14 protein-coding genes and 2 tRNA genes are annotated in these 23,617 nt (G+C 53.3%); 7 read left to right on the forward strand and 9 right to left on the reverse strand.

Annotated features, from left to right (window positions below):
* Window positions 1-4 precede the first annotated feature (4 nt).
* The 4 genes from QET40_RS06965 to QET40_RS06980 are packed head-to-tail and all read right to left on the reverse strand — an operon-like array spanning window position 5 to window position 7,908.
* The gene (locus QET40_RS06965) at window positions 5-1,432 is read right to left on the reverse strand and encodes a tetratricopeptide repeat protein (protein ID WP_280126454.1); all 1,428 of its coding nucleotides are present in this window, start codon (window positions 1,430-1,432) and stop codon (window positions 5-7) included.
* A 14-nt stretch (window positions 1,433-1,446) separates the two neighbouring features.
* Window positions 1,447-1,833, reverse strand: coding sequence for a hypothetical protein (locus QET40_RS06970; RefSeq protein ID WP_280126455.1), 387 nt, complete (start codon window positions 1,831-1,833; stop codon window positions 1,447-1,449).
* Between the two features lie 59 nt (window positions 1,834-1,892).
* Complete coding sequence (locus QET40_RS06975) at window positions 1,893-2,873, reverse strand: tetratricopeptide repeat protein (protein WP_280126456.1); 981 nt, start codon at window positions 2,871-2,873, stop codon at window positions 1,893-1,895.
* A gap of 13 nt (window positions 2,874-2,886) precedes the next feature.
* Entirely contained in the window at window positions 2,887-7,908 is a 5,022-nt protein-coding gene (locus QET40_RS06980; protein WP_280126457.1) for an RHS repeat-associated core domain-containing protein, read from the reverse strand.
* Window positions 7,909-8,017: 109 nt separating this feature from the next.
* Here QET40_RS06980 and QET40_RS06985 point away from each other — a divergent pair, with 109 nt between their 5' ends.
* Both QET40_RS06985 and QET40_RS06990 read left to right on the forward strand, forming a co-directional pair.
* A complete protein-coding gene (locus tag QET40_RS06985) occupies window positions 8,018-8,584 on the forward strand; it encodes a hypothetical protein (RefSeq protein ID WP_280126458.1) in 567 nt (188 codons plus the stop codon).
* 148 nt (window positions 8,585-8,732) lie between these two features.
* Entirely contained in the window at window positions 8,733-10,679 is a 1,947-nt protein-coding gene (locus tag QET40_RS06990; protein WP_280126459.1) for a glycosyltransferase family 92 protein, read from the forward strand.
* A gap of 44 nt (window positions 10,680-10,723) precedes the next feature.
* Here the strand turns inward: QET40_RS06990 and QET40_RS06995 are convergent.
* A tRNA-Pro gene (locus tag QET40_RS06995) sits at window positions 10,724-10,800 on the reverse strand.
* A gap of 113 nt (window positions 10,801-10,913) precedes the next feature.
* Between QET40_RS06995 and argC the strand changes: the two genes are divergently transcribed.
* From argC to QET40_RS07015, 4 genes are all read left to right on the forward strand, one after another.
* On the forward strand, window positions 10,914-11,957 hold the full coding sequence (argC, locus tag QET40_RS07000) for an N-acetyl-gamma-glutamyl-phosphate reductase (RefSeq protein ID WP_280126460.1): 1,044 nt from the start codon (window positions 10,914-10,916) through the stop codon (window positions 11,955-11,957).
* A gap of 108 nt (window positions 11,958-12,065) precedes the next feature.
* On the forward strand, window positions 12,066-13,319 hold the full coding sequence (argJ, locus tag QET40_RS07005; RefSeq protein ID WP_280126461.1) for a bifunctional glutamate N-acetyltransferase/amino-acid acetyltransferase ArgJ: 1,254 nt from the start codon (window positions 12,066-12,068) through the stop codon (window positions 13,317-13,319).
* 85 nt (window positions 13,320-13,404) lie between these two features.
* Entirely contained in the window at window positions 13,405-13,902 is a 498-nt protein-coding gene (locus QET40_RS07010; protein WP_280126462.1) for a YkgJ family cysteine cluster protein, read from the forward strand.
* A 77-nt stretch (window positions 13,903-13,979) separates the two neighbouring features.
* Entirely contained in the window at window positions 13,980-16,151 is a 2,172-nt protein-coding gene (locus QET40_RS07015; RefSeq protein ID WP_280126463.1) for a hypothetical protein, read from the forward strand.
* 89 nt (window positions 16,152-16,240) lie between these two features.
* Here the strand turns inward: QET40_RS07015 and QET40_RS07020 are convergent, their stop codons facing one another.
* Window positions 16,241-17,827, reverse strand: coding sequence for a M60 family metallopeptidase (locus tag QET40_RS07020; RefSeq protein WP_280126464.1), 1,587 nt, complete (start codon window positions 17,825-17,827; stop codon window positions 16,241-16,243).
* 195 nt (window positions 17,828-18,022) lie between these two features.
* Between QET40_RS07020 and QET40_RS07025 the strand changes: the two genes are divergently transcribed.
* Window positions 18,023-20,233 (forward strand): glycoside hydrolase family 3 N-terminal domain-containing protein, encoded by a 2,211-nt coding sequence (locus tag QET40_RS07025; protein ID WP_280126465.1) that lies wholly within the window; start codon window positions 18,023-18,025, stop codon window positions 20,231-20,233.
* A gap of 175 nt (window positions 20,234-20,408) precedes the next feature.
* Here the strand turns inward: QET40_RS07025 and QET40_RS07030 are convergent.
* The 3 genes from QET40_RS07030 to QET40_RS07040 all read right to left on the reverse strand — a co-directional run bounded on the left by QET40_RS07030 (window position 20,409) and on the right by QET40_RS07040 (window position 23,609).
* A tRNA-Pro gene (locus QET40_RS07030) sits at window positions 20,409-20,485 on the reverse strand.
* 75 nt (window positions 20,486-20,560) lie between these two features.
* Window positions 20,561-21,580: a methylmalonyl Co-A mutase-associated GTPase MeaB gene (meaB, locus tag QET40_RS07035; RefSeq protein ID WP_280126466.1), complete on the reverse strand. Its 1,020-nt coding sequence runs from the start codon at window positions 21,578-21,580 to the stop codon at window positions 20,561-20,563.
* A 598-nt stretch (window positions 21,581-22,178) separates the two neighbouring features.
* A complete protein-coding gene (locus tag QET40_RS07040) occupies window positions 22,179-23,609 on the reverse strand; it encodes an efflux transporter outer membrane subunit (protein ID WP_280126467.1) in 1,431 nt (476 codons plus the stop codon).
* Window positions 23,610-23,617 lie beyond the last annotated feature (8 nt).

Genomic DNA, 23,617 nt, shown 5'->3' on the forward strand with positions numbered 1-23,617 from the left:
TTTCTCAGGAAGAAGCTTTTATGTGGAAGAGGCGTTCCAATGCTTCCTTAGCCCTTTCATGTCCCTGATCCGCCGCTTTTTGAAGCCATTTTTTTGCTTCCGGCATGTTTTGATAAATTTTATCCGGATCATAATATTCTGCATCTCCTGCATAACACAAGCCCAAGGCATATTGGGCTTCACTGTCACCAGCTTCCGCTGCTTTTTTCCATAATTCCAGTGCCTTATTGACATCTTTTTTCAAGCCTCCCAACCCCATGGCATAAAAGGTTCCCATGTTACGCTGGGCAGGTGGGGCACCTTGGGCAGCCGCCTTTTGAAGCCAATGAATAGATTTTTCCAAATTACCTGGTATCTCTTTTTTTTCCATATAACAAATACCCAATGCTTGTTGTGCATCCATATTTCCTGCTTGTGCCGCTTTTTCCCACCATTCCATCGCTTTGTCCCTATCTTTTTTCATCCCTCCTAATCCTGCATAATAAATCAACCCCATATCATATTGTGATCGAACAACTCCTTGATTTGCAGCTTTTTGAGTCCAATAGACAGATTTTTCCGGATTCTGGGGTATAACAGAAGATACATCCTTATCATCATTTCTGTAGAGCAATCCCAAACTGGCTTGAGCATTTGGATCTCCTTGTTCCGCCGCTTTCTTCCACCAGTATTCAGCTTGTTTCAAGTCTTTTTGAACAACCTGCCCCTGATAGTAGAAAACACCCATATTATATTGTGCTTCTTTGTTTTGATTAGCCGCTTTCTCAAACCAATAGAATGCTTTTTCCAGATCCTTCGGAACACCTAATCCATTATAATAATAACGCCCAAGATTATTTTGAGCATCTTTGTCTCCCTGATTAGCCGCTTTTTCAAACCAAAAGAACGCTTTCTTCTCATTTTTGGGTATGCCAAGCAATCCCTCCGAATAAATAGCTCCCAAGTTGTACTGGGCTATTGCAATTCCCTGATTAGCCGCTTTTGTAAACCATTCCATAGCTTGAGGAATATTTTGTTCTACACCTTTTCCTTGCATGTAGCAATCCGCAACAAGATATGCTCCCAAAGCATTTCCCTGTTCAGCCGACTTCATTACCCAGGTAAACGCTTTTTCATAATCCTGTGTAACTCCAATACCTTTTCCGTAACAGAGGCCCACTTTGACCTGCGCATCCGCATCGCCTCCTTGAGCCGCCTGCAAGAGCTTCTCAAAACTGCCATACGTCCCAAACGGCGATTCCTGCGGAATTGCTGCTTTTCCAGGAGTTTCCTGTTGCTGGGCCCATACGGATGGCATTTGGAGGAACAGCCCCGTGACGAGCAGGAGGAGAGGCACCCGGGCAGGAAAACGCCAGAGAGCGCCTCTTGACGACCTGTCCTTAGCTGTCGCCAAAGACAGGCTCGATGTTGTTTTTAATATCATTTGTTTCATTGTTTTTATACGGGTTAAAAATTCCACTTGTATCCGATTTGAGCAGAAAAAGATGGTCCGGTAGGTCCCAGCGAAATCGAACCCTGTCCGTATAGAGCCGAATGTGCACCTGTAGGAATAGCCCCTTCTACTCCAATTGTGCCGGAGCCGCTGAATTTGTTGCCTGGATTGGAAACAGTGCCGCCCGAAAACGAGACGGGGTCCTTACCTTCCTGGGTTGGATATGATGTACTGACTGTGAAAGATCCGCCCTTTCCGGCTACAAGCTCAGGCGTTGTGCCCGTGAAGGAGGCTGTCAACATACCCATAAGAGAGGCGAGGACGACCGCATCTGGGCTCCCCTTGTCCGGCGAGGCGACCTGATCCTGGCCGCCAAGCCGATGCTCGTCCGGACCAACCACAAGGGAAGCGACATAACCAGCGGCATTCCGGAACTGACCGGGTATTGGAAATAGGTTTCTCAGGAAGAAGCTTTTATGTGGAAGAGACGTTCCAATGCTTCCTTAGCTTTTTCATTTCCCTGGTCCGCCGCTTTTTGAAGCCATTTTTTTGCTTCCGGCATGTTTTGATAAATTTTATCCGGATCACAATATTCTGCATCTCCTGCATAACATGATCCCAATACATATTGTGCTTCACTGTCACCAGCTTCCGCTGCTTTTTTCCATAATTCCAGTGCCTTGTTGACATCTTTTTTCAAGCCTCCCTCCCCCGTGGCATAAAAGATTCCCATATTACGCTGGGCGGCTGGATCTCCTCGGTCAACCGCTTTTTGAGTCCAATAGACAGCTTTCTCTGTGCTTTTGGCAACACCTTTTCCCATCAAATAACAAACGCCAAGAAAACATTGTGCTTCTCTATCTCCCTGATTGGCTGCTTTCTCAAACCAAAAGAACGATTTTTTTTCGTCTTTAGGTATGTCAGGCAATCCCTCCAAATACATTGTCCCCAAATTGTGTTGTGCCATTACATTTCCCTGGTTGGCCGCTTTTGTGAGCCATTCAATAGCTTGGGGAATGTCTTGTTCAACACCTTTCCCTTGGAAATAACAACCCGCTACTGTAGTAGCACTCAAAACGTTTCCCTGTTTGGCAGATTTCATGGCCCAAGTAAACGCTTTTTCGTAATCCTGCGTAACTCCGATACCTTTTCCGTAACAGAGACTCACTTGAGCCTGCGCATCCGCATTTCCCTCTTCAGCAGCCTGTAAGAGCTTCTCAAAACTGCCATATGTCCCAAACGGCGATTCCTGCGGAATTGCTGCTTTTCCAGGAGTTTCCTGTTGCTGGGCCCATACGGCAGGCATTTGAAGAAACAGCCCCGTGACGAGCAGAAGGAGAGGCACCCGGGCAGGAAAACGCCAGAGAGCGCCTCTTGAAAACCTGTCCTTAGCTATCGCCAAAGACAGGTCCGATGTTGTTTTTAATGTCATTTGTTTCATTATTTTATACGGGTTAAAAATTCCATTTGTATCCGACTTGAACAGAAACAGATGATCCGGTAGGTCCCAGCGAAATCGAACCCTGTCCGTATAGAGCCGAATGCTGAGTTACAGGGATAGATACTTCTCCCCCAATTTTTGCAGAACCTCCGAATTTGTTTCCTGGATTGGAAACAGTGCCGCCCGAAAACGAGACGGGGTCCTTACCTTCCGGGAAGGGATATGACGTACTGACTGTGAACGATCCGCCCTTTCCGGCTGCAAGCTCAGGCGTTGTGAACGTGAAGGAGGCTGTCAACATACCCGTAAGGGAGTCGGGGATGGCATTGCTATCCGGTTGAAAGAACGAGTGATCCAAAAGTTCCGACAAGGTGAATACATCACTGATCTGTAACTTGTCCATCGGGAAAAGCCCGTACACACCTGAGCCCAGCCATTCATTGCCATGGCACAATTTGATGCACCACTTTTTGAGCAGTTCGCCGGTAAGGCCTCCAATCATTCCCGCCATCCCGCTTTTCGGGTCGCAAGGCTGCTGGGCCGCGAGTCCCAGAACGTCGATGGCCTGGGTGTTATGGGCGAAGACATACAGGTTCAAACCGGCCACTTCCCCGAGGGGGTCGCGGCTCAACCATCTGCCGTCGAGCGGCGAGTAGTAGCGGAAGTTGTAATAGACCAGGCCCAACTCCGCATCATAGAACTCACTACTCCACTGGAAGGGATTCTCCAGCGTGCCCGTCGCGGTGACGGCCCCGTAGGGGGAGTAGTCATATCCGGCTACCAGCCGGGACGAGGAATCAAGAACGGCGCGGATGTTTTTATTGCGATCCCAGGCGTACGTATACAACGCGCCGCCCTTGAGCAAGCCGAGGGGACGGGACGCTATACCTCTAGACAAATCCCACAGGACGCCGTGGCGCAGGGACGCGCCGTTGCGCGCGTCTATACAGGCCACCTGGAGATAGCCAAGGTAGAGGTAGTGGTCCTGCACTGTGACGGAGCCATTCTTCGTCACCTTCTTCATGCAGCGGCGCCCCCGGTAGTCATAGGCGCATTCCACCACGATACCCGAGGCCGTATTGCTGAAACGGATGGGGCGTTTCTCCGCATTGTATTCCACCGACCAGATGCCGGTGGAGGTCTTCACCAACGTCTGGCAGCCATCCAGGTTACAGGCCGGGACGAAGGGGGACGCCGTGCCTTCCTGAATCCGCGTGTACTGGTTCAGGGCGTTGGACTGGTACGTGAAGGCGGTGGAAGCTTCCCGGGCCGCCGTCCTGTTGCCGATGTTGTCATAGGCGTAGGCATAGGAGTTCCCGTGCCAGGTGACGGTTTCCATCTCATTGCGGGCATTGTAGGCAAAGGAACCCTGGATGGGCGAGTCTCCCGAACGCTGCCAGGAGTCGCTGGCAACACGCCGCATGATGTCATACGACTGGGAAGCGATCAACAGGGGAACCCCGGTAGAATTCTGGAAGAGGTAGCCCGTTTCCAGGTCGCGGTGTTCGTCATACGTGATCTGCTGGGTGACGCCCTGGGGCATCGTGAGGGTCTGGAGCAGATTGGTGCCCTCCATGTAGCCGAAGGAGAACTGTTTGGAGACACCCTGGACGGCAATGGCGCCCGAGGCATACCTGCCCACGGCGTCATAAGAGAACGAGGTGTCCAGGATGGAGGAAGCCCCCTGTTTCAGCAGAAGGCCTTCCAGGCGGCCCAAGCCGTCCATTTTGTTCTGCAAGACATGGGAGACGCCGCCGATGGAAAGAATCTCCTTCTCCGGAAGGCCATGGGCATCGTAGGTGAACGTCCTGGTTCCCGCCGCGTCCTGCACGGTCGTGAGCCAGCCGAGCCGGTTGTGGCCGTAATGGATGGCGGGGGTCACACCATCATCGCAGGAGACATCTATGAGTTCCCCGGTGGCCGCGTCGTAGCTCCGCGAAAGCGTGCGCCCGGCGGAATCCGTACTGGAGGCCAGGCGGTTCATCTCCCCGTACTGGAGGGAGACGGTGTGGCCATCAGCATAGGTTGTCTTCGTAAGAAGGCGCGCCTGCCATGCGTATTCCCAAATGGTCGCATCCCCGTCCGTACGGGTGCGAGGGTCCTGGGAAATGACCGTGCCGGGAACCCGGAACGTCTTCATTATCGCCAGGTTGCCGTCCTCGTCGTAGCTGAAGCAGACGGGAGGGATGCCATCTCCGAAGGCGGCGACGACGCGGGCGTTCTCATCATAGATGTACTTGGCCGAGCGTTGCAGGGCATTGGTGTGTTCCGAAAGCCTCCCGGTGGCCGGGTCATAGGAGTAGGATTCCGTGGCTCCCGCCGCATCCGTCTTCAGGACGGGGCGCTCCATCAGGTCGTACTTCACGGAGGAGACGTTCCCGCGGGCGTCCGTCACTGTGACGGTGTAACCAGTGGAGGTGTAGCTCCTGGATTGGGTGGTGGAGACACCCGCCTGGTCCGTGGAGGAGACGACAAAGTCGTCCGTCAGGCACGTTTCAGCCGTGATATTGGAGGCGGGAAGAGAAACCTTCCGGACGCGGACCGTGGGGGCGCCGTATTCCGTCCACTCGGTTGTCACGTTGCCTAAAACGTCCGTGGAGACCACCTTGCTTTCCAGCGTGGAACTCAATTGAGAGACCAGTTCCGCCCGGGAGCGGACGAGGGGAAGGCCCGCCTCATTGTAGGAGGTTTCCGTCATCACCCGGTAAACTCCATCCTCCCGCTCCTCGTAAAGATTGGCGTAGTCAATCACGCGCGAGTTCTGCGGGGTGGGAGACGGAGCCATGGGAAGCACCTGGCGGCTCCGGTTGCCCATGGCGTCATACTGGTACTGCGTCAGAACCCCGCGATCCGTGGAGGAGACGAGCTGGCTTTTCCCGTTGTAGAGGTTCGAGAGGACGAGCTGGTCGGAGAGCATCGTGTTGACAGGGGATTCGTAGGTATTGAGGAGCTTGCCGTCTCCGTCAAGTTCATCATAACCCAGAACCCTGCCGTCCTCCAATTTACGCGTCACCTTCACCCCGTGGGAGGAAGGTTCGTAGTGATAAACGATGGTGCGCCTGCCAACAGCGGCGTAGCTGTGCGTGGAGCCGTCTTTGTTCTTGATGAGGGTGGCCTGCGCCCCGGAGGGGTAGACGACCGTCTCCTTCAGGCCGTATTGCGCGTAGAGCCACGTCGTCACGCGGCCCGTGTAGTCCGTTTCACTCGTGACCCGGCCCAGAATGTCGTACGTCCTGGAGTGGGTACGCTGCATGGAGCCGACATCCTCCCGCAAGTGGAGGATATTCCCGGAGGAATCCCGCGTATAGGAAATGATAGACTCCGGCTTGGTGTCCGTGGCGGAGCGGATGATTTCCACAAGCTGGCGGGAGGTATTGTAGGCGTAGGAGAGCATCACCCCGTCCTCGTCCACCTGGCGGAGGGGGCCGCAGCAGCCCCATTCCGCCGTGCTGACGCGGCCATTGCCCCTCGTCGTTTTGATGAGGCGCTTCAGGGCGTCGTACTGGTAGTCCTCGGATGAAATGAGGCTCCAGCCCTGGCCGGTATGGACGTATTTTTCCTCACGGGCGACGGTTTCATCTTCCGCCAGGTAGCGGATGGTTTTTTCACTTTGGCCGGGGACGACGGCATCGTTGACGCGGGTTTCTTCCGTGACCTTCCATTTGGCCCCATGCAGGGAGGTGTCTTCATACGACGTGCATTTCTGGACGCCGGAGGCATCCTGCTCCATCTTGACACGCCCGCGGGAGTATTCATTGGCGGCGCTTTCTCCCCAGGTCTCCGTGATGGTGGTGACGGGGCTGGTCTCCCCGGTGATCCAGGTGGTGACGACTTTTCTCTGTACGGTCGTGGAGTCGTCGTAAGTGAAGATGCTGCGCTTGAGTTCCTGTTCCTCACCCGTTACCAGGTTCATCAGGGTGACTTGTTCCATGGAGGGGCGGAAGTCATTGAAGCGCTGGTCGGCGTAGACGGTATGCACGACCTTTTCATAATCCCCGTCCGTCCAGGGGGAAGCCTCCATGATGACGCGCCCTTGGGAGTCGTACTCGTAGCGGGTGTAGCCGCCGCCCGGCAGGGCCTTGACGGAGACGCGGAACTGGTCGTTATAGGTATAGGAGGTGGTGCGTGCCAGCATGGTGCCGTAGCCTTCCGTACGGCTCAGGACAAGCCAGCCGCCATCCGTGTACTTCTTTACGACGCGTTCACAGAGGGAGGGGTCCGCAGCCCCGAATTTTTGGACGGTCTTGATCTCCTCCCACTTTTCGCCGGGAAGCATGTTGCGTTCATAGGTGGTGACGACGCGCTCGTCTCCCGAGCCTTCGGTGATGATGGTCTTATTCCCCTCCACGCGGCGCTCCCTGGTAAAGGCCTGGAGGCCCGCTTCCTGACTTGTAATGATCATCGCCCCTTTGACGGGGTTCCACTCGTAGGAATAAATCTTGACGGGATCTCCCTGCGGGACGGCTTCTCCGCGAGCATTCCTGGAAACCTGGGAGACTCCGTATTGGGAGATGGTGAGGTTGTTGGAGGAACGGCTGAAACTCAGCATGCCGTCCCTGGAACTGGTGATGCTGTTGATGTCCCCCTGGCTGTTTTTGGAAACCTGGACCTGGGAATCGTAGGACTGTTTCGAGATAACGGCTCCGGTCTTGGTGGTCATGGAATGGACGCTGCCAGTGGAGAGGTTCAACGTCTGGGAAGAGCCGTCCGGCTGGACAACTTTAGCGAATGAGGCGTTGCCGGTGGTGCATGGCGTCATGTCCTCATTCAGGTACTGGGCCAGAGAGAAATCCTTCCGCGAAGCTCCGGAGCGGTCTGCCGTCGCCGACCCGTCGCTGCCCCTAAAGGACATCACGCCCCCGGAGGTCAGGCTGATGCTGAGCGAGTTGGTGGAAGAATCGTAGCTGGACTTCATTCCCATGGGGGAATCGTAGCTCGAATCAATGGAAAAGAGGTCTCCAGCCCTGGAGGCCGCATTGCGCATGCGGGAAGCAGGAGCGGGATTACCAGTGATATTGACGGCGCCGTCACACATGCCGCCATCCGGCGTGCCGCCAAAGCCGATGCGCCCGGCGTAGTCTCCGTCCCCGTTGTTGCAAATATCATCGCAGGGATCAGAACAGGATTGGCAGGGATCACTTTCCTTGGTCGGCGGAACGCTGCTGGAGCTGGAGGACTCGGAGGACGAACTGGAAGAAGGCTCCGAAGAGGAGCTGCTGGAGGAAGAGGAGGAGCTACTGCTCGAAGAAGATGATGAAGAAGAACTGCTACTTGACGAGGAAGACGGCACGCTGGAACTCGACGAAGAGGATGGTACGCTACTGCTCGATGAGGAGGATGGTACGCTACTGCTCGATGAGGAGGATGGTACGCTGGAACTTGACGAAGAGGAGGGCACACTGCTGCTCGATGAGGACGTGGGAGGGCTTGACGAAGATGAGGGAGAACTGGAACTAGACGACGAGGACGGAGAACTTGAGCTTGCCGACGAGGAGGGGGTGCTGGAGCTTGCCGAAGACGAGGGGAGAGCAGAGGAACTGGAAACCGGAGCAGCGCTGCTGGAGAGCGAGGGGGCCGCCCCGGGCAGACGGGAGGCGGGGGTGGCGTTTTCCGGATTGGAGGCCGGAGAGGCGGAATCTGAAACAGGCGTATTCATGACAGGACGCAAAATGAATGGTTTGAGCACACACAGGACAGAAAAGCAGGAATAAAAACCTTCCTGTCACTCTACACAATCAATCTTCAAATCTCTTGCGTCAAGATTGAAAGTGATTTATTTGCAGATTTTTTATTTTTTATTTTCTTGGTGGATTTTTTCGAAAAGAAGCAGTAGATTAAAAAAGGTCTTTTGCTCTGCTGATGAATAAGTCCCATCATTGTCTGCTGTCCCGGATGCCGGGAGAATTTTTGGAGGGTGGAGAAGATCTTCCTTCCATGCAGAATGCCTCCCGTCTGGATGATGCGGAACCGAAAAAGTTCATCGCTGTCTGTTTGGTTGTGCGCCGTCTGGAAAACCTGGACAGGTTGCTCCCCCTCTTTATGGTCCAGCCTTACGGGAACTGCCATGTCTTTGTCGCCGTCAAGGGAATGACGGAGGACAATTTCACCTCCCTCGTCCTGCCGCGCTATGAATACTGGATTAGACAAGGGTGCGTCACGCTCCGTCACTATCCGGGCAAGAACCAGGTTTCCGATCTGATTGATACGGTGCGAGGAGTGGAACTTTCACCGTATGACCTGTTTGTCTTTCCCAGAGAAGAGCTTCTGTGTTCTTCGGGATTTTTGGAACGCATCAACCGATTGCATGCCCGGCTTTCTCCGCATCATTGTTCCTATGAGCAGGGGGAGTGCCGCATGTTGACGACGCGCAACGGCGTCCAGTACGCGGAACCTCCCGCCAAACCTGCCAACCCTCTTTTCTACACGTTGACTAGGGAAGCGGCGGAATCCCTGATGGAGTGCGAACGAAACCCGGCGCAGCTTGCCGGGCTTTACCCTGACCGGCGGGATCCAAAACACGGAGCTTATGGACACGATGCCGATTCCCTGATGATGCAGATGGTCAGCTATTACGGAGGTGAGAATCTCTCTAGCATGGAACAGGAAACTTCTTTCCTGCTATGTCCCTCTCCAGCTGTCAGCCTGAACAATCCCCTGGTGGAAATGGAGGAAAGCCTGCATGAGGCCATGACGGATGATCCGGTCAGTGCCGAGTACCTGGTGGAACTGGAACATCCGTACTGGACGGACTGCTTCCGCATTCTGGGCATAAACGGCTGCCGCGTGAAACTCCCGGAAAAGGCAACTGTCCTGCGCTTCACGGAACGGGAGCTTGTTCTGCAATGGGAGCGATGGGGAAGGGAACAATTCATCCGAGACAAGGAGGAGGGTCCCTACCGCCTGTACCATACCGCTGTTCTGCGTAGGAAGGGTGCCGATAATCCCGGCAGGAGGCAGGAATCCCTTGACTTGGTGGAGATGGCTTTGGCCGCTCCTCCGGTGCGCTGGGGCGTGTGTGCGGTGGCCTTGCCCAGGGAATCCTACTATTGGCTGCGCGACTGGATTGAGTTCCACCTGCGAGCCGGAGCCTTCCGCGTCGTGATTTATGACAACACGGGCAGCACTGGCAGCCGCAGGGTTGATTCCGTCTTCCGGGCAGGGCGTTTACAGCGTAGCGGAACAAGCAAGCGGGGGGAGGAATACGGAAGGCTGACGGCACATTTGAGTGACGAAGATATTAAAAGCAAGCTTGATGGTTTGTCGGCCCGGTACGGCCGGGAACGGGTGCGCATCGTGCCGTGGCAGCCGAGAGATCCGGAGACGGGACAGATCATTCATGGTCAGGTGGAGGCCTATGAAGACTTCATCCGTCGCTGGGAGAAGGAACTGGACTGGTGTGCGTTCCTGGACATGGACGAATACCTCTACTGCCGGTCGGGAACGAGTGTCGGTACCATTCTGGAACAGGTGGAGGCAAAAACGCCTGACGTGTCCCGGATCATGCTGAAAGCCTGGAAATTCCGTCAGAGATGGAGCAAGGACGGTCCGCGCGACATTCGCCGTGACATGGCTCACCTGCCGATGTCGGACGGCGGAGAGAAGAATTTAGTACGTCTGTGCGACATCAAGGCAGCGGACATTCATTGGTACTGGAAGATGAAACGAGGTACGCGGTGCGTAATTGCCGATCCGGAAGGGTTGGCCTTTTGCCATTACAACGCATCTGACAAGGAAATGGAGAACGGCCCTCTCCATACCTTGATCCGGCCGCGGGATTTCCTGACGGCGGGAATAGAGCACCGTTGAATCAAAAAAACCGCCGTAAGTTATTGAACTTACGGCGGTTAAAATGGTCGGGTTGACAGGATTCGAACCTGCGACCCCCTGCACCCCATGCAGGTGCGCTACCAGACTGCGCTACAACCCGTTTTGGCATTTCATGAGCATCTTATTTAGAGCGGCTCGTGAGGGCGGGGACGTGTATATAGTAAAAATTTGGTATTGGCAAGAGACTTTTTTCATGGCACAGACTTTTCCGTCATGAAGCAAGTACAAGTAGCAGTCGTTGGAGCTAGTGGTTACACGGGGCAGGAATTATTGCGGATTCTTTTGAACCATGCTGGCGTTCAACTGGTTTGTGCAACGTCCCGGCAGTATGCCGGGAAGCCGCTGTGGGAGATTTTTCCTCGGTTCAGAAAAGTTTCGGGAGCCGATCTTCTTTTTACGGATTCTGATGTAGATGCCATTGCCGGAACCGGGGCCGAGATGGCCTTCTTGGCTCTTCCTCATGGCGTGTCAGTAACCTATGCGCGCGGATTGGTGGAAAAAGGCATTCGCGTCGTGGATCTTAGTGCGGATTTCCGGTTGAGGGATCCCGAGACATATGAAGAATATTACGGAACCAGTCATCCGGATGTCCCCTTGATGAAGGAGGCCGTATTCGGGTTGCCGGAGTGGAGGAAGGACGAAATTGCCGGAGCTCGTCTGGTGGCGTCGGCTGGTTGTTATCCGACGAGTATCATGTTGCCCCTGATTCCTCTGCTGAAGAAGGGATTGCTGGAGTTGGAAGGTATTGTCGTGAATTCCTCCAGCGGAGTGAGCGGTGCCGGGCGCAAGGCGAATGTGGATCTCCTTTTCTGCGAATGCAATGAAAGCGTGCGTGCCTATGGCGTGCCGAAACACCGCCATTTGAGCGAAATCGAACAGGAACTTTCCTGGGCTGCCGGAGAAAAGGTCGTGATTTCGTTTACGCCCCATCTGGTTCCCGTCAATACGGGCATTTGTACGACGATCAGCGCCAAACTGAAAGCTGGCAAGTCTTTTGACGAGGTGGAGTCTGCTTTGCATGCTGCCTACGATGCTTCTCCGTTTGTCCGTCTGTTGGGAAGGAATCGTCCGGCGGATACGAAGAATGTAACCCGTACGAATTTTGTAGATCTCGGTTGGGCGTGGGATGAGCGTACTGGTCGTGTTGTTCTCATGAGTGCGGAGGACAATGTCGTGAAAGGGGCTGGAGGGCAGGGGGTACAGTCGTTCAATATCATGTTCGGCTTTAAGGAAACGGAAGGATTGATCCTTTTGTAAGGCCGGAGGATTGGAGAGGGCTGAGTTATTTTTTCCGAATCGCGCGTTTGGGGCTTTTCAAATGTGCGGTTCGGCTTCATGATTTGCGCGTACGTTTATTCTACGAACATGGATATCACTTCCTACAAACAGGTACAGGGGGGCGTTTGTGCGCCTCAGGGATTCCTTGGCAGTGCTGTGAGCTGCGGCATTAAGAAGCCGACTGCAACCCGGCTTGATCTTGCGTTGATTTATTCCGACAAACCCTGTGTATCTTCCGGCACGTTTACGACAAACCGCGTGAAAGCGGCTTGCGTGAAGGTGACTCAGGCTCATTTGCGCCGCAGCAATTTGCAGGCGATCGTGGCCAACAGCGGCAATGCGAACGCATGTACCGGAGTAGAAGGTGTGGAAGTGGCCCGGCGCGAATGTAAGCTGATAGCCAGGGAACTGGGGTTGAAATCCTCTGAAATAGGGGTCTGTTCGACGGGGGTGATCGGTCTTCCGATGCCGATGGTGCGTATTGAACCCAGGATGTCCGAATTGGCAGCCGGCCTTGCCTGCGACAAGGGGGAGGATGTGGCCAATGCCATCATTACGAGCGATACGTGCAACAAGATTGTTGCCATTGAAATGATGATCGGCGGCAAACCTGTCCGCATCGGCGCCTGTTGCAAGGGCGCCGGCATGATTTCCCCCTGCATGGCGACAATGCTTTGCTTTATAACGACGGATGCCGGAGTAAGCCGCCAGGTGTTGGACAAATGCACGCATGATGCCGTAGAGCAGACATTCAACCGCATTACGATTGACGGCGACATGAGTACGAATGATACGGTGCTGGTTCTCGCCAATGGTGCGTCCGGTGTCAGTATTGAATCGGAAGAGGACATCAGAACCTTTCATGAAGCTTTGACTGCGGTGATGCTTGAACTTGCCAAAAAGGTGGTGCGTGACGGTGAACGGGTGACGAAATTTGTGACGGTACAAGTAACCGGCGCCCGTAATTTCTCGGAAGCGAAAATGGTGGCGGAAACCGTATGCAAGTCTTTCCTCGTGAAGTCGTCGTGGAATGGGAATGACCCGAACTGGGGGCGTATTATCCACGCAGTGGGTTATTCCCGTGCGCGTGTCCGCGAGGAACTGATCGATATTGATATTGCCGGGCTGCCTGCCTGCCGGGGCGGCTTGCAGACGAATACTCCGTCCGACGATTTACGGGAGGCCGTATCCGTGCCTGAATTCTCGATTGTGATCAATCTGAACCAGGGAGATGCCTCCTATACGGTTTATACCTCCGATATTTCCCCGGAATACGTGGACTTTAACCGTTCCGAATACGCCTATTGGAACCAGGCAAAGGTGGACGGCCTGACCAAGTAACGCGATTGAACTTTCAAGGCGGGATCCCCGGATGTTTTCTGGTCCGGGGATTTCGCATTTTTTTGATCTGGCTTCGGCAAGGTGCATGAAGGGCGGTGGAAACCATGGGAAAAACGGGCGCAGACTCCGGAGGGAATTGGAGCCTCCGGCGGAGATTCTGGCGCGTGTCAGGGAAATTTTAGAAGAATGCTCATTCCGGGTCGGGCAGGTGATGCGGACATGCAGCGAGGGATGCGGAGGAAGAGCCGGCTGTTGCCGTTTCCGTGAAACCGGGGAAGTGCCCCATGTGACGTTGGGTGAGGCATGGGTCGCCTGGAAGGCGTGGCGTGCCACAGGGCGTGTCCGTATTGAACTGCCCGGGGATGGGGCATGCCCTTTTCTGGATCCGGTGACGAGTTTGTGCAGGATTTACGCCCACCGTCCTTTGGCATGCCGATCGCATTTTTGTTCGTCGGCAGGTGGTGTCGTTCCCAGGAAACTCGTTTCCGATTTGCTGCAGGAATTGGAGGATATCGATTCCCGGTGCGGGGGAGATGGTCCGGTGCGTTTGCCCGATGTTGAAGAACGTCTTGCACGGAAGTAAAAAGTGGATTCTCATTGACATGTAGTTCCATCTTTGCAGGATGGAGACATAGTAAACTGTCGATTATTTTTCTTTTCATGAAACTTAGTTTAATTTCTCGCTCTCTGCGCCGAGGTTCTGCCGTTGGCTGGCTTTTGCTGATACTGGTGGTTGCCGTCGCCGGTATCAGTTATTATATTTATATGGAGCGTGCAGAGAAGGCCCGCATAGCGATGCTTGACCGCGAACGTCTTGCCCGGGAAAAAGAAGCTCGTGAAGCTGCCCTTAAGATCATAGCTAATTTGCAGCAGCAGAACATGGAGCTTTGGAAAAACGTTGATGAAAGCATACGTCTGGCCCATGAAGCCTGGCTGCGTGAAGAGGAGGCTCGCCGCCTTGCCGAAGCCCGACGTCGGGCCGGAGAGCATAAACCTTCCAAAGTGGAGGTGACTCCGGTCGATCAAGATAAAAAAGATCCCCGTGTCGCCGTTTTTGACAAATCGGTGGCGTTGTCCGGAATAGCTGCCGGAAAGAAGGGGAATATGGATCGCATGAACGAGGTCCTGAATGTGGCTTGCGATACGAATGAGTGGAATCTCTTCAAAGCGTTTTTGGAAAAAAATATCAAAGATCTTCTGGCGCGCGTAACGCGTATGAAAGAATTTAATATGGAGGTTTATTCCGAAAGTCCATTGATGCCACAGGCCGTTGCCATCTATAACCTGATTAAAACCCTTCCGGAGGAGACTCTTGTCGAATTGAATGAAGCGGTCGAAGGTGGGGATTCTTTTCTGAAATACATCCTGACCAACAAGGACAATTCCCTGATCAATCTTAGCCGTGCTGCCACCGGTTCCGAAACGGGCAGTGACTGGGAACGCTATTTGAGAACCTGGCATGTTCTTTGGAAGAAGAGTTCTCCGGAATGGAGAGCCAAATACCAGCCTTTGGCGATTGCATGTAGCATTGTGAGGGAGGATCAATTGGGAGGATGCCAGACTATCGGACAGATGCCGATGGATATTGTCCAGGTGTACGATCGATTCTGTGCCAGTGCCGAAGCGGGTAAGTTGAAGACGGATATTACAAAAATGGAACCTTCAGACCTGATTTATGTGGTCAATGTCCGTCTTCCGTACTCGGAAATGGAATGGGCTCAGAAAAATGTTCACCTTTCCCGCAAGAAATGGAGTTCTGCCTATCCCATGGTACACTACCTGATGGAGCGGGCTACCCAGAACAAAAACCCGTACAAGGAGTATACCCTGAAGGAAATCCTGAAAGAAGGCGGGGTCTGCCGCGACCAGGGCTATTTCGCAGTCAATACTGCCCGCTGCAACGGTATTCCGGCAGCCTACGTCACCGGCGACGGAAACCGTGGCCCGCATGCGTGGTTTGTCTACATGGATTCAGCTACCCATTGGCAGAGTGCGGGCGGTTATGGATATACGTCCGGAATGACATCGGATCCTCAGACAGGCAAGCGTGTTCACGAATCCCTGTTTGCAATGCGTTCCGACCCTAAAACAAGCGGATCACGTAATACGCAGATGCGTGACTTGCTCACCATGTCCAATCTCCTCAAGGATTTTGGACTTGATGATGCAGCATGGAAACTGCTTGCTCGCGCCCGTGAAATCGCTTCGACCCACCCCTTGCCTTGGGAAATGTCAATCGACTTCATGAAGAATAAGGAGCCCAAGCCAACCACTGAGCAGTGGAAGGAAATGTCCGACAGCATCCGGAAAAAGTTCAAGAACAGGCCTGATTTCCTTTCCCTTGCGGAAGAGATTGACGAAGAATTCGTCCGTCCCTTCCAGGATAGCAGTGACACGGCCAAGGCTCTTGCCCGTGAACGCCGCCAGCTTGATCGTTCCACCAAGGATGGCCGTGCCGACCTTTCCGTTCAATCTCTCCGTCGTCAAGTGGATCATCTGCTTGAGGGCGAGAAGAACGATGAAGTCAATACATTGTTCAAGAAAGCTTTGCGTGATTATAGCGGCAAACTTGATACCCTTTCTTCCGTGATGGACATGTATTGGGGCTTCGCTAAAGACAACCCCAAATATACGAACCAGGCCCTCAGCTCCATGGAACGCATCTACCGCTCCAAGGTGGAAACGGGTGGGGATTATTTCAAAATCTCCCAGGAAGTCCGGCTTCAGAAAAAACTGGGTAATTTCTTTATTGAAGCGGGCGATGACCGGAAAGGTGAAAAAATCATCAAAAAAGCGGAACAGCGTCTCGAAACCGCTAAAAAGAATGCCTGATCTCCGATCTTCTTGCTGCATTCCTGGGCTGTCCTTCATTTTGAAGGACAGCCCAGGAATGAAAAAGCAAGTGATGTGATAGGAGAGTATTATTGTGCCGAAATGTAACAGGCCGGATAGTCTTGAGAGGGCATCCAGGTAGGCAGGTTTTTGACCTCCGCTTTGGCTTCCGGAGAGACGGGAATGCGCCAGGTTTCGAAATATTTGGCGAGGTTTTTACCGGCACCTTTGGAAAGTTCGACCATGAGCCAGTCCCATTTGGCGTCGTTGGATGTCTTTTTGGCATCGTACGGGTTTGCGTGGTAGGCGATGGCAGCTGCGCGGAAAGGTTTGAAGCCGATGCCTTTCATGAGGTCGGCAAAGAAAGCGAGGCGCAGGGAATGATCCCGGTTTTCGTGGTATGTTTCCGTTCCGGTGAAGTAGGCATTCAGTTTCTGGGCAAGGGATTTGGATTTGAGTCCTCCCCAGGCATTGGAAAAATCCAGTCCGATACCTTGAACCTGGCAGATCAGGGAAAAGAGATTGACTGTGACTTCGCCCAAGCCGTCGAGGCGGAAGGGAGGCGTTTGATGGTTGTGTCCCAATTCATGCCAGAATCCCCAGCTTCCATGTGTGAGGAGGGAGCCGGTAGCGATGGGTTTTCCCCAGCCGAACAAGCCCATGGCCGGGTAGCCTGAGTGACCGGACCCGGCGGAAATTTGCCGGTCTACAACAATACGCATGGGTGATTTTAATTTGTTGGGGAATTTGTCCCAGGCGATCAACCAGTCTTCCAGAGCCATGTTTTTCTGGAGGCAAGCGGCGATGGACTGTATGTCCGGACATTGCTTCAGTTGGTTGATGGCGAGGGTGACAGTCAGTCTCGGTGTCTGGATTTCTCCCCAGGGAGCGGTGGTGGTGGCTAGTTGCTGTTTCCAGTCGTCGGTGGAGGTTTTACCCAGGATGAAAATCGGGCTGGGAACGGCAGGGGATATGGTGACGTCAAAGGGCTGGGTTTCATGCTGGTTGCCGTTGACGCAGACGTAGATAAGGCCTCCCATGGGGTTTGTAATTTCCGTCGTGGTACCGGTGACGGGTTTGGAAACGGTGATGTCGGGGAGACGGCTCCATTGCTTGTGCCGTTCTCCGAGTTTATCCTTGTGGCAACCGATGCGAACATCATAAATGTTTTTGTTCCGTTTGCCTTCTTCCTGGCGAAGAGTGACGTTTTCCGGGAAGGTGACAGTTACCTTCCCGCCGGGAGGTGCATACAACCCTGTACTGTGCCAACCGGCGAAAGAGGGATCGACTGTGATTGTACGAGTGACAAGCTTGACGTCTTTTTCCCCGGGCAATCCGGGGTAGTCGGCTGCAGCCGGGCAGGCCGAAAGGGAGGAGGGATCTGCCTTGTGCCATGATTTACACAAGGACTGGAGGGAGGCTCTTTGAGTGTCGTCTTTCCCGGATTTCCATTTATTTTGTGCTGTGGGGAAGCCGTTCGGCATCTCCATTTTGGCGGCGTCGGCCCAGTTCCATGTACCAGCGGGTTTGTCTCGGTCTGTGTGAATGGTGTTTTTGGTGGCGGGAGCAAAAACGGGAGAATCCGGCGAGAGGTCGGAACCTTCGGCGGATTCGGAGATGAGATAAGTAACTGCTGTAATAGCCAGTAATCCAAGTGTGTAGAGCGTGGGCTTCATGATATTATAAGAAAAAGAATAACATAATTATATACTCCGGTATGGGCGTGGTTGTTTCACACGAATTGATTTTTTGAGATCTTTCTTTTCTTTGTCTCCGGATTGGAAAAACCTCGTAAGTTTTTTCTTTCCTTCTGCGTACTTGTAACATCGCAGATGTTTGGTACCTTGTTGAATTGATCGGATAAGTAGCTTATGAAACGAAAAAATCTCTATAGAATATCCTCCTGTCTCATTTTTCTAGCATGTAGTACGGGAGGTGGCGCCCAGGAAACTCCTGTTGCCGATGACTACAAAAATCCGGCGCTGCCTCTTGAAGAGAGGGTTGAATCCTTGTTGAGTCAGATGACATTGGAAGAAAAAGCCTTGCAGCTTAGCCAGGGTGTTCTCGGACAGGATTACAATGTCAATAATCTCGTGGGAGGAAAGGCTCAGGATGACCCGCGGATGGGCTCGATGATTTGTGCGCTGGAAGATCCGGAAAAGCGTAACGCCTATCAGAAATTTATTGTGGAAAAGAGTCGATTGGGGATTCCCATGATCTTTGGCTATGATGTGATTCATGGGTATAAGACCATTTTCCCCGTGCCACTGGCCCAGGCTTGTTCCTGGAATCCGGAATTGGTGCGCGAAAGTTGTGTTGTTGCTGCCAAAGAGAGCAAGGCATCAGGCATCGACTGGACATTTTCACCGATGATCGACATCGGACGTGATCCCCGTTGGGGGCGCGTTGTGGAAGGTTACGGAGAAGATCCTTATGCTACGGGAGTATTTGCCGCTGCCGCTGTCAAGGGGTACCAGGGAGAGACTATACCGTATAGAATTGCTGCTTGTTTGAAGCATTTTGTCGGGTACGGCGTGTCGGAAGGCGGACGGGATTATTCTTATACGGATATTTCCCGTCAGGCTCTCTGGGAGACATACCTGCCTCCTTACGAAGCCGGCGTTCAAGCCGGAGCCAGGACTCTGATGGGAGCTTTCAATGACATTTGTGGGGTGCCGGCTTCGGCTAATCCCTATACCCTCAAGGAAGTATTGCGTAACAAATGGGGATTCACCGGTTTTGTCGTGTCGGACTGGAGCTCCGTTCGCCAACTGATGAACCAGGGCTATGCGGCCAATGCGGACGACTGTGTCAAAAAAGCTCTTGAAGCCGGGCTCGATATGGAAATGGTGGATGGATTTTACAGGAGATCCATTCCTTCCCTTGTAAAAAGCGGGGATCTGGATCCCAAATTTGTGGACGATGCTGTGCGGAATGTCTTACGCGTCAAATTTGAGCTAGGGCTTTTCGAACATCCCTACGTGGAGGTCAAGCCTGCAGCCGAACGTTTGCTTTTGCCCGGATACAAGGCTCTGGCGCGCCAGATGGCAGTGGAATCCATGGTGCTTCTCAAAAACAAAGACAACCTTTTGCCTCTATCTCCCGATCTCAAGAACATCGCCCTGATCGGCCCTTTAGCCAAAGACAAGGATTCCTTGATCGGAAGTTGGCGCGGTCGTGGAGAGGCTAGGAATGTGACGGATATCGAAGAGGGACTTCGCAAAGTGTTACCATCCTCTGTCAATCTCCATTATGCGAAGGGTTGCGGCGTGAATGAAGGTTCCGACGAGGAGCTTCAGGAAGCTGTACAGGCTGCAGAGCAATCGGAAGTTATCCTCCTCTGCCTAGGGGAAACCTCTACCATGAATGGAGAGAATGCCAGCCGTTCGACCATTTCCTTGACTTCTCCTCAACAAAAGTTGTTTGCCCGTCTGGCCGAATTGAAGAAGCCGATTGTCCTTCTGCTGGCGACGGGAAGACCAATTTCCCTGCATACGATTGAACCTCGAGTGTCATCTATTCTTGTAACCTGGCATCCCGGCACAGAAGCCGGACCTGCTGTAGCTGATCTCCTTACCGGTCGGGAAAACCCCTCCGGCAGGCTCGCCATTACCTTCCCTCGTACGGAAGGCCAGATCCCGGTGTACTACAATATGCGGAACCGAGCCAGGCCTTACCAGGGTAAGTATCAGGATATTTCCACGGAGCCGATGTATTGGTTCGGAGACGGTATCAGCTACACTACATTCGAATACGGCCCCTTTGGGCTGAGTGCCAGGGAATTGACATCCAGTACGCCTCTGACTGTGAATATCGATATCAAAAATACCGGTTCCCGGGCCGGCAAAGAAACTGTTTTCTTGTACATTCATGACAAAGTGGCTTCAGTATCGCAGCCGATGAAACGCCTGATAGCTTTTCAGAAGGTCGAATTGCAGGCGGGTGAATCTAAAACCGTTTCCTTTACCGTGGATCCTGCGCGAGACTTGAGTTTCGCCAATTCCGATGGACGACGAGTGCTGGAACCGGGTGAATTTGAAATTATTGTCAAAGACAAAAAAGAAACGATCAATCTAAAGTAGATTACCAGCAGGCACGACTAACAAAAGCGAAAAAATATAATACGGCAGAATACAGTATGTGAAAAGGAAAAAGGTGCCAGAAACATCATCTTGAGACACAAAAGGCACGAAAGGAAAATAGCTTTCCACACCCACAAAAATCCCTGCAAGTGATTGACTTGCAGGGATTTTGAAATGGTCGAGCTGACAGGATTCGAACCTGCGACCTCTTCGTCCCGAACGAAGCGCGCTACCAGCCTGCGCTACAGCTCGTTGAATTGGGGTGCAAGATTCTAGGTTGACTGGGATATTTTGTCCAGTAAAAAGATGTTCTTTTTGGAGGAGAAGTTATGACTTGTGTTGGTTGGGCAGGGGATAAGTGAAGTAGGAGATGAGAGTTTGCGCTGCGGAAACGGGATCCATTTTTCCACTGGCAACTTTGTCTTCTACTTGTTGGGCATGGTCGGCGACGGCCGGGTGTTTGGCAAAGGAATCCAGAAGAGCCTCGTGAACGAGTGTATGGACCCACTGGAGGGCTTGCTGGCGGCGTCGCTTGAACCAGTAACCGGATTCTTCGAGAGTGTCTCGGAATTTGATGATTTGGGATTCGATAGTATCCAGGCCGCGGTTTTCCAGGGAGGAGCAGGTAAGGACGTTAGGTTGCCAGCCGGGAGTGGGAGATTGGAGGTAATGGAGAACCATTTTGAGTTCCTGGCAGTGGGCTGCAGCGCGATGGCGGTTGTCGCCGTCGTCTTTAGTGACGATGAGTAGGTCGGCCAGCTCCATGATGCCGCGCTTGATACCCTGAAGGTCGTCTCCGGCACCGGTGATCAGGAGAAGAAGGAAAATGTCCACCATGGAACGGACCGTGGTTTCGGATTGACCGACTCCGACGGTTTCGATCAGAATGATATCGAAGCCGGCGGCTTCGCAGGCGATCATGGTTTCACGGGATTTACGGGCGACGCCACCGAGGGTTCCTCCGGAGGGAGAAGGGCGGATGAAGGCGTTGGCTTCGCCGGAGAGTTCTTCCATGCGGGTTTTATCTCCCATGATAGAACCTTTGGAGAGGGACGAGGAGGGGTCGATGGCGAGGACGGCTACTTTGAATCCGTGACGGCAAAGGGAGGTCCCGAAGGCTTCGATGAAAGATGATTTTCCGGCGCCTGGTACGCCGGTAATGCCGACGCGGATGGCTTTGCCTGAATGGGGAAGGAGTTTTTCAATGAGTTCGCGGGAGGTATGCTGGTCTTTTTCCGCATTGCTTTCAATCAGGGTGATGGCACGTCCCAGCATGGCGCGGTTGCCTTGCAGGACACCTTGAACAAGTTCATCGACGGAAGGACGGTGCGGACGCATCATTTTCATGGGGGAGATGTTAGCAAGATGCCCGTTTGAATCAATCCCCGAAAGATGTTTTTATTTGCGGAAACAGTGGTCGGGCGGATGATAGATATCATGGCCTTTTTTGCTTCGATGGTGACGATTACAATTGCGATGAGGGCAGAAGTCAGGGTTGGAATACATAGGGAGGACGAGAGGTGGAGACGAATCTTTTTGGGGAGGAATGTATATGGCGCTAGAGTATGAAGCCGGATCAGGAGGGATGGGTTTGCCATCTGCTGCGGATTTGTTTTTCCAAGTAGATTTCCACGACTGGAGCCATTGTGGCTCCGGAGCTGTCTGTCTGACGGGGGGGAGCGAACATGAGACGGTAATGCTCAGGCAGGGAATGAGAAAAAGCAGGTAGAATTTCTCATACACGAGCTCATGGATTTTGAACCGTCGCATCATTTCTATTAATAAGCGGAGAAGATGCCGGTTTCTGTCTAGATTTTCTGTATTTTGTGGATCTGCCGGAAATCATGTTTGAGGCGGGGTGGAATACGGTAAAGAACATAAAAACCGCTTCCCCTCATGTGACAGGAGAAGCGGTTTTGGGAAATTGATGGATGGGAGTTTTTGATTATTTGCCCTTCATCATTTGCTGGTTCGTCATGTTCCAGCCTCCGCCGAGGGCAACGTAGAGTTTCACGAGGGAACTGGCGTACTGATAACGGTACTGGGAACGGCTGACTTGGGCCGGGAAGAGGTTCTGCTGGGCATACAATACTTCGAAATAGTCGGACAGACCGGTTTTGTAACGGTCCATGGCAGCGTTCATGGAGGTAAGGTAGGCTTTGACAGCGTTATCCTGTTGGATGTTGACTTCATTCAACTTGGTCCGGGAGACAAGAGTACTGGAGACTTCGGCAAGAGCGTTGAGAACGGTTTGTTCGTAGTCGTTTTTGGCTGCTTCGTAATCAGCCTTGGCTGCTTTTTCCGAGGCACGGAGAGTTCCTCCCTGGAAGATGGGGCCGGTGACGGAGGGCGTAATGCCCCAGCCGTTGCCGCGGGTGCGGTAGGCTACGTTGCGGAGGTCGGAAGTCGCGGTGCCGGCGGCAGCTGTCAACGAGATGCTGGGGAAGTAGTTGGCAATGGCGACTCCTACCCGGGCGTTGGCGGCACGGAGCATTTGTTCTTTTTGGCGGATGTCGGGCCGGCGGTTCAGAATCTGAGCGGGAATTCCGGCAGGGATCTTGACGGCATTGGCAATGGAAACAAGATCTCCGGATCGGCTGATTTTGCCGGGAACGCGGCCCGCTATGGCACTCAATGTATTTTCGAGGCTGGCGATTTGAGATTCCAGCAGCGGGATCTGAGCTTTGGCGGCGGAAAGGGCGGCTTCGGCCGAGGATACCTGGAGAACGTCGCCAACTTCACCCTGCATCTGTTCTTTGAAGAGTCTGTAGGATTCCGTGTAGGATGAGACGGAGTCCTTCATAATGGAGAGTTGTTCATCCAGCTGAAGGAGGGAAAGGTAGCCGTCTGCGACTTGGCTGAGGAGGGAGAGCATGAGAGCCCGTTGACCTTCCTCGGAAGCGAGGTATTCAGCAACGGCGGCTTCCGTGCTGCGGCGGGTTTTGCCCCAGAGGTCAAGTTCCCACGAGATCCCGGCCTGGATGGCGGCGGGGTTGGTGGTCATATTACCACTGTTGTAGATGCTGCCGGAATTGTAATTCTGCCCTTTGGATACATTGGCTCCATAGTTGGCCCAGGGGAAGAGGGGGGCGTTGGCGATGGTGACGTACTGGCGCGCTTTTTCCACGTTGGCGATCATGGAACGCAGGTCGTGGTTGTTGGCGTAGGTTTCGGACAGTAGGTTTTGGAGTTCCTTGTTCTTGAACACTTTCCACCAGGGAAGGTCGGCGATGGAGGCATCCGTGGCAAAGGCGCCTCGGAAGGCGGCCGGGACATCGGTGTCCGGACGCTTATAGTCCGGACCGAACATGCACGAGGTGAGGCCCAAGGCCGATACGGCGAATGTGATTATGGGGCATATATTATGGGCTTTCATAAATAAAG

This window comes from Akkermansia sp. N21169 (assembly GCF_029854675.1).
Lineage (GTDB): Bacteria > Verrucomicrobiota > Verrucomicrobiia > Verrucomicrobiales > Akkermansiaceae > Akkermansia.

Excerpts from the sequence above, each read along its gene's own strand:
- QET40_RS06965 (WP_280126454.1), bottom strand. The coding sequence starts at position 1,432 with ATGAAACAAATGATATTAAAAACAACATCGAGCCTGTCTTTGGCGACA.
- QET40_RS06975 (WP_280126456.1), bottom strand. The coding sequence starts at position 2,873 with ATGAAACAAATGACATTAAAAACAACATCGGACCTGTCTTTGGCGATA.
- QET40_RS06980 (WP_280126457.1), bottom strand. The coding sequence starts at position 7,908 with ATGTGTGACGGCGCCGTCAATATCACTGGTAATCCCGCTCCTGCTTCC.
- QET40_RS06990 (WP_280126459.1), top strand. The coding sequence starts at position 8,733 with ATGAATAAGTCCCATCATTGTCTGCTGTCCCGGATGCCGGGAGAATTT.
- argC (WP_280126460.1), top strand. The coding sequence starts at position 10,914 with ATGAAGCAAGTACAAGTAGCAGTCGTTGGAGCTAGTGGTTACACGGGG.
- argJ (WP_280126461.1), top strand. The coding sequence starts at position 12,066 with ATGGATATCACTTCCTACAAACAGGTACAGGGGGGCGTTTGTGCGCCT.
- QET40_RS07010 (WP_280126462.1), top strand. The coding sequence starts at position 13,405 with ATGAAGGGCGGTGGAAACCATGGGAAAAACGGGCGCAGACTCCGGAGG.
- QET40_RS07015 (WP_280126463.1), top strand. The coding sequence starts at position 13,980 with ATGAAACTTAGTTTAATTTCTCGCTCTCTGCGCCGAGGTTCTGCCGTT.
- QET40_RS07020 (WP_280126464.1), bottom strand. The coding sequence starts at position 17,827 with ATGAAGCCCACGCTCTACACACTTGGATTACTGGCTATTACAGCAGTT.
- QET40_RS07025 (WP_280126465.1), top strand. The coding sequence starts at position 18,023 with ATGAAACGAAAAAATCTCTATAGAATATCCTCCTGTCTCATTTTTCTA.
- meaB (WP_280126466.1), bottom strand. The coding sequence starts at position 21,580 with ATGAAAATGATGCGTCCGCACCGTCCTTCCGTCGATGAACTTGTTCAA.
- QET40_RS07040 (WP_280126467.1), bottom strand. The coding sequence starts at position 23,609 with ATGAAAGCCCATAATATATGCCCCATAATCACATTCGCCGTATCGGCC.